Here is an 867-nt window from a genome sequence, read left to right on the forward strand (position 1 = left end):
TTCGCCCTCTTAAGACTCGCTTTCGCTTCGGCTCCGGTGCTCCAGCACCTTAACCTCGCTGCATACCATAACTCGTTGGCCCGTTCTACAAAAAGTACAAGGTCACTTGCGCTCCCTTTGCTTGTAAGCATAAGGTTTCAGGTTCTATTTCACTCCCCTCCCGGGGTTCTTTTCACCTTTCCCTCACGGTACTGTTCGCTATCGGTCACTGGGTAGTATTTAGCCTTGGGGGGTGGGCCCCCCTGCTTCAAACCGGGTTTCACGTGTCCGGTCCTACTCTGGTGCCACTCCTGCACAAGCTCGCTTTCGTCTACGGGGATTTCACCCTCTTCGTCCCCGCTTTCCAGCGGCTTCGACTAACGATCTCATGTCCTTTGAGTGGTCCTCAACCCCGGTCCCTAAAGAGACCGGTTTGGGCTCTTTCCCGTTCGCTCGCCGCTACTAGGAAAATCGATGTTTCTTTCTCTTCCTAAGGGTACTTAGATGTTTCAGTTCCCCTCGTTGCCTTCTCCATGGCTATGTATTCACCATGGGATACCTACGCATTGCCGTAGGTGGGTTCCCCCATTCGGATATCTGCGGATTGTCGGATATTTGCTCCTGCCCGCAGCTTTTCGCAGCTTGTCACGTCCTTCTTCGGCTCCCAGTGCCAAGGCATCCGCCTTATGCTCTTCTTCGCTTGACCATCAAGCTTGCCTGATCTAGCGTGATCAGGTCTTTTACTGTTAATTCACTCTGTGAATCAGCTTCTTTTCTGGTTTCTCGGTTGAAATCGTAATTTACCCTAATCGCAGTCTTTTCAGACTTCCTTAGTTTAAATTTTGTATTCTTTCGAATACCTCGATTTCGCGTTGTAAATTTGTTTTT

General features: G+C 50.1%; 1 rRNA gene. It reads right to left on the reverse strand.

The annotated features are described in order from the left end of the window. Positions 1 to 685, reverse strand: a 23S ribosomal RNA gene (locus NE619_RS17835); the annotation flags it as partial. Between the last annotated feature and the right edge of the window lie 182 nt (positions 686 to 867).

Origin of the sequence: Anaerovorax odorimutans (genome assembly GCF_024459955.1) — a bacterium.
GTDB classification, from domain to species: domain Bacteria; phylum Bacillota; class Clostridia; order Peptostreptococcales; family Anaerovoracaceae; genus Hominibacterium; species Hominibacterium odorimutans_A.